The following is a 14707-nucleotide window of genomic DNA, read 5'->3' on the forward strand; positions in this document are numbered from 1 at the left end:
TCTATTCTGGAAAATAGAACCACTTTATTTGTTCCCTATAAAAGGCGAAAGATATAATCAAGTATTACGTAAATATGTAGAGTCCGTTGTTTTTACTCAAGACAATTCAAAATATACATTAAACGTAGTGCCAATAGGACTAGTTTCAACATTAATCCTTCCGTTATGCCGCGAAACTATACCATAACACACGGCTAATCCTAAACCCGTACCTTTTTCTTTCGTTGTAAAGAATGGTGTCCCTAACTTTTCAAGCACAAATTGTTCAATTCCCTTACCTTCATCCGATACGGCTAAGGCTACTTCACTGTTAGTAGAAAACGTTCTTATTCTCAATTGCCCACCACCAGACATAGCTTCAAGTCCATTACGAACAAGGTTTAATAATAGTTGGCGTATTTCCTGTATATTGAGTTGTAAATTTGGTACATTATTAAGCTCTACAGTCAGTAGATTATCGTTGGTTTGTGCGTCCGCTTGAACGAGTGGTAAAGTGGAAGTGACTATATCATTGATATTGTGCGATTCAAAAATAGTCGACTTTGTTCTACTGATGGAAAGAAACTCTGAAAGAATAGAATTCGCACGATCCAGTTCTTCTATCATGAGATCAAAATGCTCTCTATCCCTTGAATTTTGTTTGTGCCTAAGCAATTGCAAAAAACCTTTCACTGTTGTCATCGGATTTCGGACTTCATGGCTAATACTAGCTGCCATTTCACCGATTAAGTTTAATCTATCAAGCTTCGCCATCTCTATTTCAGCTCGCTTGCGTTCCAAGATTTCCTGTGTAAGTGAGTCATTAGCAGTTTGTAATTCCTTCGTCCGCTCTGTAACTAAATCCTCTAGATGACACTTATGCAGCATATCCTGATGCTTGAGTTTATGGAGTACATTGGATAGAAAATATGATATTACAACTACTAAAGATGCGTTTACAAAGTGCCCATGGCGTATCACCAGATCCTTTTGACTAATAGTTAGTAAAATCATAAAAGCGACAAAGGATAATCCATATAAAAGTGCTGTAATTCTCGGTTTATAACTATACATTACAGCTATCATAAAGCTCCCTATAACATAAACGGTGATTTGTCCATGAATCTTTTGATCTATCCAACCAGATGTTACAGCTGTAAGAGTTAGTATAAAAAGGGAAAAAACAATCACGTGAAATTTATGATATCGCGTAATGCCTTTTGCGGTGGGGACAATAATTCTGTAGGAAACCAGACTATAAAAGAGTGTAACAAAGCCTAGAATCACATGAGAATAAAACAAATACTTATAACCATCTGAAATAATCCAGAGCCCTTCGACCTTGTTGATATGGTCAACAAAGAGAAGGATGATACTTGCCAAAAACAAAATGACCGAAAATTTTCTAGTACGGTTATAATTTTCGTAAGTTAGAATCTGCTCAATTGCGTATTCGTAGTTCTCTGTTATATGTTGTGATTGAAAGAATCCCATAGTATGACACTCCCATTATCTCAAAAATCGACAAATGTATTATCTGTTAATTCAGTTAAAAACATCTCTTATCTGACAATATTCCACAGAAGCTGTGATTTTCCTTCTTTAACCTAATTGAATACATAATAAAAACAGCCCTTTCGGACTGTCTAATCGACATAATGTTAGCGGAGAACGTTACCTACTACAGAATACCAAACTTCTAGTTATTCAAAACAGAAGGATCAGACTGGGTTCGCAGTAATTCTTTCTTTTGTGTTAGAACAAAATATTGAAGGCCAGCAATAATAATTAACACGACTCCAATCTCATAAATGCTGCCATAGCCTGCAATGCCTGCGACAGTCCCTAAGATATACGCACCAAGTGCCATTCCGGCATCCATCGAGTTAAAGAATAAGGAGTTAGCGATTCCTACCCGATGAGGCTCCACTGAACTAATGATTTGTGTTTGAAATACAGGTGTTACCGAACCATACCCGATACCAATAATAGCTCCGGCCAGTAAGATCATGGCACTCGAGTGAGCTTGGCTCAACAAAAACATTCCTAAAGCAAAAAGAAGCAAGCAAGGATATATGATAACTTTTGCACCCCATTGATCAGACCAGCGTCCTGTAAACGGGCGAGAAATTAGAATGAATACGGCATAAATAATAAAGAAATAACTGGCTGCCGATACTAAGCCTAAACCCTTTGCATACAAAGGTAAAAAGGCTGAAATACCTGAATAGGCACATGCTAAAATGAATGTTGCAAAGGCAAATGGTGCAGCCTTTTTATCAAATAGGTCATTCCACGAAAATTCACCTTTCTCTGACGAACTATTTACTCCTGAGTCTTGAGGAATTCGTATGACCAGAGCAAGAACAATATTTACAGCCGAAATAACCATACAAGTGATGAAAGCGATATTGTAAGCATCTATATTTGCAAAATTAAGCCCAATATATGGTCCAAACACCATAGCCAGGCACATAGCTAATGAGAAATAGCTTAATCCTTCTCCACGTCTTGAAGCTGGAATGAGTTCAGCACAGATCGTTCCTTTCACCGTGGTGATAATGCCAAACGTTATCCCATGGAGAACACGCAAAATGAGTAATACCCCAATATTTGTAGCGAAAGGATAAAGCATCGTGGCAATGAAAAAAGCAACAGCCGAATAAATGAGAATCTTTTTCTGAGAATATTTGCTCACCCACTCTCCCGCAAAAGGGCGAATAAGAATAGCTGCCAATAAAAATACGGTAAACACTAAGCCAACTTTATCCGTGCCTAAATGAAGAGTGCCTACCAGATACAACGGGAGAACTGTAATTAATACATAAAAGGCTAAAAAAATAAAAAAGCTAATGCCCGTTATGCTAATAAAGTCCTTAGTCCATAACTTTTCTTTGTTCAAACTTAATCACTCCAACTACAATTTATTTTACACAACTTTTTTATTATACGCCTTTCAACTATGCACAGCTAATTGTCTTTTGCATAGTTTTAATGCATAATTGTAATATACGATTAACTTTCAGGAGTAATTATAATGGATTGGCATCAGCTTAAATATTTTCAAACACTGGCAAATCTATGTAGTTTTACAAAGGCCTCCGTAGAATTAGTTCTTTCACAACCTGCCCTAAGTCGGTCGATCTCCCGACTGGAAGAAGAGGTAGGGGTTCCATTGTTTGAACGAAAAAGTCGTGGTGTAGCCTTAAACCGGTATGGGGAAATTTTTCTAAAACATGCAAATCGAGCTTTGTGGGAAATAGCCGAAGCAAAGCAAGAAATCAGCAATATGGTAGATCCCTTTCACGGCACCCTCTTACTTGGGTTCATTCAGCCGCTAGGATCAAGTTTTGTACCCAATTTGATTAGCGCATTTCAAAAACAGGTACCTGGAATACGATTCCAATTAACCCAAGATACTACGAAGAAAATCGTGAGCCAGATAGAATCTGCAGAAGTAGATATCGGCTTCTGTTCGACGCAAGAACCTATCGAAACTATAAGTTCTTTCCTCATTATGAACCAAGAGTTATTTCTAATTGTTCACAAAGACCACCGACTTGCTGACAGAAAGCAAGTCGATTTGTGTGAGGTAGCCAGTGATCCATTTGTACTATATAAACCTGAAACTGCACTGCATGATGTGATTGAGAAGCTTTGCCTTGACGCTGGGTTCCAACCGATAATGTCTTTCGAAGCTTTTGAAGAGAGGACCGTCGCTGGACTTGTCGGAGCGAAGTTTGGCGTTGCACTTATTCCATTTATGCCAGGACTTGATCTGGAAAAAGTTTCACTGATTCGCGTCTGTAAACCTCATTGCATCATCGGAATTCAAATGGTTTGGAGAACGGATGGATACATGTCGCCTGCCGTAACACAATTTAAGTCCTTTGTAGAAAACAGTGATCTATCTAAACACATATAAAAGAGCTAACTAAAAAAACAACCACCCTAAGTGAACTTAAGGTGGTTGTTTCAATGTTCCCATCGTTCTATCGTTTCAGTGCTGCCAAATCAAACTCTGGCACTAGCCCTTCTTGCATGGCTCGACTAAGTAAGGCAGTTATTGCCTCATACCCTTTTTCGCCAAGATTCTCGGAAAACTCATTCACATAAAGATTGATATGTGCGTTTGCTACCTCACTGGACAACTCTTGAGCATGTTGAAGTATATATTCCTGGGACGCCTTTGGATTTGCCCAAGCATAGTTAAGTGAAGCCCTAATCCAAGCTGAGACGGTACCCAAATCCATAGAACGACGAGCAATAATCGCGCCCAGGGGAATCGGCAAATGGGTATCAGACTCCCACCAGCTTCCTAAATCGGCTAAGAGCCTTAGATCATACGCCGGGTAAGTGAAGCGTGCCTCGTGAATTACAAGCCCCGCGTCGATTGCCCCATCGCGTACCGCTGGCATAATCTCTTGGAAGGGCATCACCACAATTTCACCTACGCCTCCTGGCACCTGTTGAGCTGCCCACAGCCTAAATAGCAAGTAGGCGGTGGATCGTTCACTAGGTACAGCCACCCGTCGTCCAGCCAGTACCGCCGGTCCCTTATCCGCAGCTACTTTATTTGAGGTCAATACCAGGGGGCCACAGCCTCTACCCAACGCGCCCCCACAAGGTAGCAACGCATAGTCTGATAACACCCATGGTAGTGCCGCGTACGAAATTTTCACCACATCCGGCCCGCTCGAGCTGGCTGCCAAACCATTCGTGATATCGATATCTGCATAGGTTACGTCAAGCTTTGGTGCCCCGGGAATGAGTCCGTGTACCCAAGCGTGGAAAATAAACGTGTCATTAGGACAAGGTGAAAACGCAATTTTCATAGCAAATCCTCCAATACTGAGAAAGTTTTTTCCAAGACGTCCAAAGCCTCTTTAATACGCCACGCGTTCTTATCACGTGGTCCGACCTGGTTTGAGATAGCCCGAATTTCCAAAGCAGGCACTCCATAAATATAGGCAGCAAGAGCGACTCCATACCCTTCCATCCCCTCGGCGGCAACGCCTGGCACCCGCCTGGACCTTTCTGCAGCACTGACAGCCGTACCAGTCGCCGTAGATACCGTGATTATTGGACCGTTAATAACTGGCAGCTTCGCCGCACGCAAAGCACCGGTCACCCGATTCAATAGGTTAATATCTACCTGAACCTTGGTGGAACCAAAGCCTAGCTCATCAAAACTACTAAACCCCTCCGGGGTCTCCACCCCTAGGTCTGCAGCAACAATTTCATCTGCGACCACGAGGGTTCCGACCTCCGCTCTGTCAGAAAAGCCCCCAGCGATACCCGTACTTATAACCAATCCGTATACATTTGTCGCCAATACCTTCGCTGTGTTCGCTGCGGCAGCCACGGGACCTACACCCGCCACCAAGACATCGATTGTTTGATTAGTCTGTAACCCACGCAGCACAGCATCCTTTTCTGCTGACACAGCAGTTACGATGAGAATGCGGTTTTTATCGGAAAGCATATTATTGTCCCCCATTCCACCGCTTAACTCCAGCATACTCAATTCCAAATTGGTCCAGTATTTTCATAACATGATGATTTATCAAGTCTTCTATACTCTGAGGATGATTATAAAAAGCCGGCATTGGCGGAACCATTTTAACCCCAATTCTTGATAACTTCAGCATATTTTCTATATGGATAGGGCTTAGCGGAGTCTCTCTAGGACTCAATATTAGGCTTCTTCCTTCTTTGATCATTACCCCCGCTGTTCTTGAAATGAGATTATCATCATACCCATGAGCTATTGAACTTAGTGTTTTCATACTACAAGGCACAATAACCATGCCATCCGTAATAAAGGATCCGCTCGAGATTTTTGCCCCTAAGTTCTTATTCTCATAGACCACAGTCGCTAAACTCTCTATATCCTCTAAGGAATCATTCGTTTCTATTTCCAAATTCTCCTTAGCCCAGTCACTCATTATAAGATGAGTCTTCACCATACCTGTGTCTTTTAAGGTTCTCAGCAAATTCATCGCGTATATTGTTCCCGTTGCCCCAGTAACCCCAACAACAATTTCCATGTTTCATCTCCTTCCCGTATGAATCGTTTATTTCCTCATCTATTACCCACATCCGCTGAAGATGACTTATTCTTCGATATAGGGTAACGGCAATAGTTATATTATATCCCTATTGCCGTTTTTCCTCTATATCCGGAACATCTTTATAATAACTGCTTAAAGAAATGCCTGTTTTTGAATAATGCTTGTGATAACAATATACATAGCTAGAAGTTCAAATCGAACTTCTAGCTAATCAAATACTCTCAACTTTTCTCGTAAAGCAACATTGAGGTTATAGTGAATAGCCTAGTCTATACGCAAACACCCACTTGCCGCTTTCGTAATTTCTTCAACCCAATGAAGTAATTCTAACAAATATCCTTTATTTGAACCTGCATAATTTTGTTCGGTTTCAATGCTGTCATGAATTAACTTCATTAGTACAGTTGTCTCTAGATAAATGGATGGCGCAACTAAAGCCTTTGGATCCATAATTAACGAGAGTAAATAAAAGCTTTGCGACAAAAGCTTTGTAAGATCACGCTCAAGTCCAGCTGAAAATGGTCTTATCCATCCTTTTCTGAGTGCTAGGATCTGTTCTACTGCGAAGCTCATACGTTCTAAACGATTCATCGGCTCTACATAAACTAATCTAAACGTTTCGTCGACTTTCCCCCACAAATTCACTCTTCGAGATAGGGTTACTAACTTTTTAGAGTGTTTTATGCTTTCCTTTAGATCTTGGATTGCCTCTTTATCAACCGACTTTTCGGAATCAAGGAGCGCCCGGAAAGCTAACCTGTAAATTTTGATCACCTGATCACGTGACTTATCGAAAGCATTTTCAACCTCATCTTTGTACTTTGGAGGGAAAACGAGCCAATTAACCAAAAAGGCAATGAGAATACCAAGGGCAGTATCTGCTAAACGGTTGAATGCATAATTCAAAGGGTCTCCCTCTATGTTAAGTGTGATCGCGATAAAAACAATACTTGCTATATTCATGGCTTCGTTCCAACGCATATGGTTGAGTACAACAAACGTGACGACAACCCCGAGTCCAATCCATAACGGATTATTGATAGCAACTAAGGCAAAAAGATATCCGAACGCCGCTCCTACTAAGGTGCCTTTTAATCGGTTCACACCCTGTTTAAAAGAATCAGCCAGGGTTGCTTGTAAAGCAATTACAGCTGCGATTGCGGAGTAAAACGGATATTCCAAATGCAGGAGATGCGCAATAAGGACACATAAACAAACGGCAATTCCTGTTTTTACAATTCGCCAACCAAACTTCATATTTTTCCTCCCTCTACTAAAAATGGCAATAGGTATATTATACCCTCTATCGCCGTTTTGCCATTACCTCAATGTTAATAACCTTATGTAGTTGGATTCCCATCTGTAACCAGCGTTCTGGATAACGATTTATTTGTCCAATTCATTCTACTCCGAAAGTGCACCTCCATCGTCCTTCTCAAAAGTAATGGAACGTCTAAGTTTAAAGCTAAAAGCCTTGAGGTTTGTACAAAAGTGTGTACCTCAAGGCTTTTATCATTTATTTTATAAAAATTGGTGGTTTAGATTGACAAGGCGTAGCATACTTTTCCAATCCTACGCCAGAAAAATGTTTCCATTGTGAAAACCTATGAACCGTTGGCTGGAGTTAAGTTGGCAAATCAAGCTTCTTTATACTATCTTTTGGCCAGAAAAATTGTTTAAGTTTTCCCTTCAGTCTGTTAAAGCCTAAAAAGAGAATTGGAATAATAATTAAAGTAAAAACAGTCGATGAAATTAGGCCTCCGATTAAGACCCAGGCCATGCCTACCCGTTGTTCCGACCCTTCACTGATGGCCAAGGCAGTGGGCAACATCCCGAAAATCATGGTCAGGGAAGTCATGGCAATTGGCCGGAGACGGGTCAAACCGGCTTCAATAACTGCATCCCGAGGGGTTTTGCCCCGCTCAATGAGAGTCAATGTATAATCCAGCAGCAATGTTCCGTTCTTGGCTACTAGCCCATCCATCATGATAAATCCAATCATTGAGTATAGATTGAGGGTATTCTTGGTGATGGCCAACGCAATTAAAGCACCAATGAAACCTAGCGGTAAAGAGAATAAGCGAATGAAAGGTGTTAAAAATGATTCATACAAAACTACCAAAACCATATAAACTAGAGTAATGGAAAGCAGCATGGCTGAAATCATTTGCGTGAAGGTATCATTCATGGACTGGGCCTGGCCGGAAAACCGGACGGTATACATGGGATCAATGCCTGCAGCCTTAATCTTCGCATTGACCTCACTCGTAAACTCTTGAAGGGGACGACCATTTAGATTGCAGGAAACAGTAATAGTTCTCTGCTTATCCTCCCGGCGGATAGATCTAGGACCCACACTTTGCTTGAAATCCACCAGATTGCCCAGGGCGATGGTCTGTCCTCCTGAATTGATGGGAATCCGGCGTAAATCCTCAACGGGTATCTTATTGCCGTCTTTAAAGCGGACGTTGATATTTATGTCCAGACCCTGGTCCACAAATGTTCCGGCTGTGGCTCCAGTGATTCCCGTCTGCAATGACTTGTTGACATCCGCCATGGCTACTCCGAAGTATTTAACCCGATCCCGGTTGATGACAGCTTCAATTTGGGGCTGACCAACCCGCCAATTGCTGTTCACATCCTTGGACCCCTGAGTCTGGTTAAGGATATCTACGACTTGATTCGATATTGCTACGAGCTTGTCATTATCCGGACCCAATACCTGAATTTGGACGTTGCCGCCGCCACCGCCTGGGCCGCCGCCCATGCCAGGCATTCCTGCAATTGAGGCACTGGCCACGCTTATTCTAACGGTACCAGGAGGAAACTGTTTCATGGACCAAGCACGTGCCTCGTCAGAAACCTGAACAACGGTACGTTTTCTAGCCTTTTTGTCCTTCAGCTGCACATTGACCGATCCCGAGTTGGATGATGCTCTCGATCGGTAATTATCCAATTCCGGAATAGCTTTTACATACTGTTCAATCTTAAGCAGACCCGCATCAGTCTGTTCAAAAGGAGTACCTACGGGAAGCTCCAAGTTAATGGAAAAGCTTCCTTCATCCGATTGGGGCATGTATTCAATGCCCACCACCTGAAGAGGAATAAGGCTTACTGACCCTATAAACACAAGTAAAGCAACAGCTAAAATCTTCTTTGGATGCCTCAATGCCCCACGCAAGGTTTTTTCGTAAAAATCTTTAATCTTGAAACCCAAGGCGTCTACGTAGTCGAACATACGGAAGTGTTTTTTGTTTAAACCCGTCTTGTAAAACTTTGAAGATAACATCGGGGTTACAGTAAATGAAACAAAGAGAGAAAAAAGAGTGGCAAAAACGACCGTTAAACCAAACTGTCGGAAAAACTGTCCCACCATGCCATTCATGAAAGCAATCGGTAAAAAGACCACCACATCGCACAGGGTAATGGCAATGGCGGCCATGCCAATTTCCATCCGACCTTCCAAAGCGGCTTTTTCCGAGGATTTTCCCATATGCATGTGCCGGTGGATGTTTTCCAATACAACAATAGAGTCGTCAACTAGAATCCCGATACATAGGGCCATGGCCATCAGAGACATGATATTGAAAGTAAATCCGGCCACGTATATAGCAAAAAGGGTGGCCACCAGGGAGGTTGGGATGGCGATGAGAACTGTAACCATGGAGCGCCGCTCTTTCAAGAAGAAGTACAGAGCCAAGGCTACGGTGAACATGCCTTCAAAAATGCTTTCCATCGTATTATTTAAGGATTTATTCACATAGGCAGAGGCGTCATAGGAAACATAAAAGTTATAATCAGGGTAATCTTTTTTCAACTGCTCGATTTCCTGTCTTAAACCTGCTCCGACTTTAACCACGCTGGCATCGCTCTGCTTGAAAACTTGAATCCCAACCTGGTCCTCTCCGTTAATACGATTGCTGGACTGGACACTACTGATCTGCCGATTAACTGTGGCGATATTTTTTAATGGAACAGTCCCACCGGCGGAAGTGGCTATGGTCAGGTTGGCGATCTCATCAACACTCTTAAACTCACCCGTAACCGTCAGATCATAATCCTTTTCCAGATTCAACTTGCCGGCGGGTGAGTTGGTGTTTTCGGCCCCAATCTTACTGATTATGCTATTGAGGGAAACCCCATAGTATACGAGCTTATCCTTGTCGACTTCTACGGCGATTTCTTCCTGTCTACCTCCGGAAATGGAGACATCAGCTACTCCAGTAATCGTTTGCAGGCGATCCTTGATCGTATTAGTGGCCATATTGTACGTCGTGACCTTAGAGTAGGATGAACTCATCCCCAGAAACATCACAGGCTGGTCATTGATGTCCCGCTTTTCGACCTGGATATTCTTGACACTATCAGGCAAGTGGTCTTTAATGCTCTCTATTTTCTTGCTAACATCCATGGTGGCTTGATCAACATTGGCACTGAGGTCAAACTGCAGAACAACAAAACCCGAGCCTTGATTACACGTGGAGCTTAACGTTTTTAATTTGGAGGTGGAAGAAATAACATCCTCTATCGGTTTAATTACCTGTTTCTCAACCTCTTCGGCGCTAGCTCCCGGGTAGTCTGCCTGTACAGTGATAACAGGTGTATTTATGGCGGGAAGCAAATCTACCCCAATGCGGTTATAGCTGTAGAGTCCGAGAACCACAAAGAACATGATAATCATGGTGATCCCGGCGGGACGTTTGATAGAAAATCCAGTAATATTCATGGTATTATATCCTACTTCCCTTCAGCTTTAATGCTTACAGACTTACCGTCCTTTAGGGTTTGTAACCCGCTGGTTATTAGGATATCCCCCGAATTAAGCCCCTCAGTGATTTCCACCATTCCATTCAAGTCTATCCCTGTCTTGACAGGGCGCTCCGCTGCTTTGTCCACGTTAACTACGTAGACTACTTTTTTGTCGCCCTTATCAACTATGGCAGCTTTCGGAACGGAGATTACCGCCTCCAGCCTGTTATACTTCAGTTTTATCTCGGCAAACATTCCTGGTTTTAATACCCGTTTCTGATTATCAACCTCCACCCACATAGGATAGGTTTTATCTTTATCACTAGCGTAGGGGCTAATCTTGGCTACGATTCCCTTGTATGTTTGATTGGATATGGCAGGAACAACAATATCGACTGCCTGCCCGACCTTAACGTAATTAACCTCGTCTTCCATTAAGCTGGCGTTAACTAGCACTTTATCTATATTTACTATGGTATATGCCGCCGTACTGCTTGAAACGGTTTCTCCCAAGCCGACATTTTTTGCGGTTACGATTCCATTAATAGGGGACCTAACCTGGGCGTTAGCTAGGTCGTTTTCGTTCTGCTGCATGGTAAGAAGATAAGTATTATATGTATTTAGAGCTGTATCGAATTCAGATTTTGAAATAGCTCCGGAATCCAAAAGCGTTTTCTTCTGGTCCGAATTGCGCTTGGCGTCATCAAGCAGAATGCGTGTTTTTTCAATTTGAAGGGCTGAATCACTGCTTTCCAGTGCCATCAGAACTTCTCCGGCGCTAACTTCCTGTCCCACATCCTTTTGAACTGATTCAACCCGACCAGCTGATTTAGGCGACACTGTAATCTCTTCACTGGGAAGAATCTTCCCGACGACGGATATGGTATTGGTTAAAGCTGATTTATTCACTTTAATAACTGAAACACTCTGGGCCTGACCCTGTCCGTTGGCATTTGCTTGGGTAGGCTGGCTTGTAGCTGTAGATTTATTACAACCAACAATATTAATTAATAGCATGAAAATTAGGACTAATAATAGGATTATTTTCCTCACGACAGCAATCACCTCTCCTTATTCATATATACCGAAATAAAGTTTATTCTAAAATTCACCTCCAATCAAGGCCCAAATATCCAGTATTATTTAAGCACATAACTTTTCAGGTTAATCTTATACTCTAATCCTTTAAACTACCTTTAGAAATAGCGAAACTATCTCTAACCGATTCCAGGGAAGCCTTCTCACTGGTATCCCGACATAACGGAAAATGTAAAGAATTTGCACATATTGTAATGCTACAAAAAGAGCCCCAAAGGACTCTCTTATCGCCTATGTATGGCGGAGGCAAACTTACATTGCTGGAAACCCAACATTGAAGCAGTGATTCCTGTTCAATTGACCTGTTAAAATTTGTTATTTTGCTATGAATTTAGCAGTTCTAATATATTGCTCTAACTATATTTAGACAGTTGATCAAGTTTGTAATTACCGGAACGAAAAGTACAAATGAAGAGGGTAATTAAGGGCTACAATATTTCGCAAATAGCCAGCATTCTATCGATAAGGACGCTGGGCTATGATCTGGCATTTATTAAGGTTTTTCCAGTTGCTTGGCTGTGGTAAGCTCATCCAGCCACTGGTTTCCATTGTACCGCATTAAGGATAGATCATTAACCACTACACTTCGCACCCGGACCGTTTCCAGTTCACCATCCCCAGTTTTATAGCGATCATATCCGCCCAGAGCATTGATCACATAATAACGCCCACCTTCTTCTCCCACGTAAAGCATCTCATGACCGGAAAAGTATAGTACAGCTCCCGGCATGATCTGATTCATAAGGGTCGCTCTCTCAACTCGATCATGATTATTAAAGCTAATCGTCTTCCCAGTAGAAATCTCTTGGGCATCGGTATTGCGTGCCAGTCGGAAACCAAAACAGCGATATAACTCCATGACCAGTGAAGAACAATCACGGCCATTCAGCATACCTCCCCAGCAATAACGATCTCCTTGCATTTTGAAGGCCTGGCGAATGATATTAGCCCGAGTATAAGGTAAATAACCTTCAGCAACTTCATTGGAGATAGGTAGTGCTGCAATTTTAAATACTAGTTGACCAACCGCATTCCGAGTCGGTATTTTTATCAGATAATTTCCATGGGCTACGCGCATATCCAGAGCAACGCTAGACTCAGTCGCACCTACCAGGGGCAGTTTGCACCCCATGCTAAACTCCAACTCAGAAATCTCCGGGGCAAGTGGATTGGCATCAAGTTTGAGATGATTGGCAGTTACCACCAAAAATTCCTTCTCTTCTTGGTATTCAAGCCAAGTTTCTCGATCACTGATAGCCACATCTGCAACCGGTAACCAGCCTGCATAATTATATATTTGCACAAAATACCATTGCTGGTCCGCACTGTGATGCAAAATCAGAAGAGGTTCCGCTGCTAAAACCGAACTGTCCTGGAAAAGATCAAATCCAGGATCGCCTGGCTCATCTCCAATTATGTTGTCAGTCGGGAAAGTTTTTAGGTTAGAGCGCCTTACTGTAAAACCATATTTAACTTGATTTGTCTCTTCAATACTATCTAAGCTAATCTGCTTTTGGAGTTCAGTCCAGAACCCAGGCTCTACCGCTTGATCCCCTATGTAAGATGGCTCATCCGGAAAAGATCGGTCTAATAACTGGCATAATTGAGCACGGGAGAGTGATTCCGAATAAGTCTTTAAATCTAAGACTGATCCAGGAACATCTCGCTGTATATCTTGATTGAAATTATCAATTTCCTCAACAGACATTATAATCTTATCAGGATTCGGTAATTGTTTGATCCAATAATCTGCACGAAGCATTTCATTATGGACATTAGGCATCTTGCTAAATTCATAGGCAGCCACCGGTCTGATAGTCCCGTTGATAGCGATGACTATGCATATGAGCATAAAGAGTTTAACTACATATTTATACATTTATTTGCCCCTCCTCCAGTTTTATGGTTATTCTCTATATCTTTACAAGTATCCTCCTTAACTTTCGAGAAAATATCATCCTAATAAATTGTCTTCTAAAGAAAATAGCCCTAGGAGCTAATCCTAGAGCAGTGGTGACAGGGCGATAACCCTTGTGGATCTAGTTAAGGTAGGTAATGGATGATTCCCATTTGGAAACCACGTAACTAATATTGGTGACGGTGATAACAGAAATTTCTTACCAAAATGCAAAAAAGGCCTTGAGGCCGTACAACTTTATGTACCTCAAGGCTTTCGTCATTTATTGTAGCTTAACTCATTTCTTTTCCAACTACAGAACGATATCTTTTCCGTTACAGGCCGTTTCCCGACCTTTGAGTTAGCTAGATTCCCTAACTTTGGAACCATAACCTTTCCTTTAGAACAAAAAGGAAGCATAACATTTCCTACAGGATTTCCCTTTCCTTCCTTGAACGTATCTTTGACTTAACCATGTAGATGGGTTAAGCCAGAAGAAGAGCGGTTAAATCGAAAGCCCATTACTTCGTAGAATCTACGGGTATCTTTCATTTACCACTCTTCTTCTTGAAATCGATGGCCTCAAGGGTTTTGCGCTTAACCCCTTGTGTGTCCATTCTACCAAGAACTTCGACTTAAGAAAAGTGAAAAATGATAACGATATAGCACTTTTAAGCACTCCACGTGACCTGTCTCTGAGACATAAATCTCCTTAAAACCTTCAATGAAGTAACACCTACGTGCCCTGTCACGTTAATAAATTTCTATATGGGGAACTGCCGTTACCCAGGTGTTGAGGTAGTAAATTCAGAGGTACTGGCGTTTTTATATATAAACCTTTTGAGTAACCTCTCTACCTTCTCAGTCTACATGAAAATTAAGGGCTTGGTTTAACGCTTGCTTCTGTTAT

10 protein-coding genes and 1 pseudogene are annotated in these 14707 nt (G+C 41.9%); 2 read left to right on the forward strand and 9 right to left on the reverse strand.

Features of this window, described 5'->3' with window-relative positions; translation table 11 throughout:
• Positions 1-96: 96 nt before the first annotated feature.
• Both E4K68_RS03300 and E4K68_RS03305 read right to left on the reverse strand, forming a co-directional pair.
• A complete protein-coding gene (locus tag E4K68_RS03300; RefSeq protein WP_135377328.1) occupies positions 97-1473 on the reverse strand; it encodes an ATP-binding protein in 1377 nt (458 codons plus the stop codon).
• A gap of 205 nt (positions 1474-1678) precedes the next feature.
• Positions 1679-2881, reverse strand: a complete 1203-nt coding sequence (locus E4K68_RS03305) for an MFS transporter (protein ID WP_135377329.1) — start codon at positions 2879-2881, stop codon at positions 1679-1681.
• Between the two features lie 135 nt (positions 2882-3016).
• Here E4K68_RS03305 and E4K68_RS03310 point away from each other — a divergent pair, with 135 nt between their 5' ends.
• Complete coding sequence (locus E4K68_RS03310) at positions 3017-3904, forward strand: LysR family transcriptional regulator (RefSeq protein WP_135377330.1); 888 nt, start codon at positions 3017-3019, stop codon at positions 3902-3904.
• Positions 3905-3971: 67 nt separating this feature from the next.
• Here the strand turns inward: E4K68_RS03310 and E4K68_RS03315 are convergent, their stop codons facing one another.
• The 7 genes from E4K68_RS03315 to E4K68_RS03345 all read right to left on the reverse strand — a co-directional run bounded on the left by E4K68_RS03315 (position 3972) and on the right by E4K68_RS03345 (position 13779).
• Complete coding sequence (locus E4K68_RS03315; RefSeq protein WP_135377331.1) at positions 3972-4814, reverse strand: 1,4-dihydroxy-6-naphthoate synthase; 843 nt, start codon at positions 4812-4814, stop codon at positions 3972-3974.
• Positions 4811-5500: a futalosine hydrolase gene (locus E4K68_RS03320; RefSeq protein WP_243450247.1), complete on the reverse strand. Its 690-nt coding sequence runs from the start codon at positions 5498-5500 to the stop codon at positions 4811-4813. The genes E4K68_RS03315 and E4K68_RS03320 overlap by 4 nt, the downstream gene beginning before the upstream one ends.
• Positions 5466-6029, reverse strand: coding sequence for a UbiX family flavin prenyltransferase (locus tag E4K68_RS03325; protein WP_135377333.1), 564 nt, complete (start codon positions 6027-6029; stop codon positions 5466-5468). Before E4K68_RS03325 ends, E4K68_RS03320 begins: the two co-directional genes overlap by 35 nt.
• Positions 6030-6317: 288 nt before the next feature.
• Positions 6318-7310 carry an aromatic acid exporter family protein gene (locus tag E4K68_RS03330; RefSeq protein WP_135377334.1) on the reverse strand — a complete coding sequence of 331 codons (993 nt, stop codon included), beginning with the start codon at positions 7308-7310 and terminating at the stop codon, positions 6318-6320.
• Between the two features lie 367 nt (positions 7311-7677).
• Entirely contained in the window at positions 7678-10779 is a 3102-nt protein-coding gene (locus tag E4K68_RS03335; RefSeq protein ID WP_135377335.1) for an efflux RND transporter permease subunit, read from the reverse strand.
• An 11-nt stretch (positions 10780-10790) separates the two neighbouring features.
• The gene (locus E4K68_RS03340) at positions 10791-11819 is read right to left on the reverse strand and encodes an efflux RND transporter periplasmic adaptor subunit (RefSeq protein WP_135377336.1); all 1029 of its coding nucleotides are present in this window, start codon (positions 11817-11819) and stop codon (positions 10791-10793) included.
• Positions 11820-12393: 574 nt separating this feature from the next.
• A complete protein-coding gene (locus E4K68_RS03345) occupies positions 12394-13779 on the reverse strand; it encodes an SH3 domain-containing protein (protein ID WP_135377337.1) in 1386 nt (461 codons plus the stop codon).
• A 502-nt stretch (positions 13780-14281) separates the two neighbouring features.
• Here E4K68_RS03345 and E4K68_RS03350 point away from each other — a divergent pair.
• Positions 14282-14456: pseudogene (locus E4K68_RS03350) on the forward strand (IS110 family transposase); the annotation flags it as partial.
• Positions 14457-14707 lie beyond the last annotated feature (251 nt).

The organism is Desulfosporosinus sp. Sb-LF, from assembly GCF_004766055.1.
Taxonomy (GTDB): Bacteria; Bacillota; Desulfitobacteriia; order Desulfitobacteriales; family Desulfitobacteriaceae; genus Desulfosporosinus.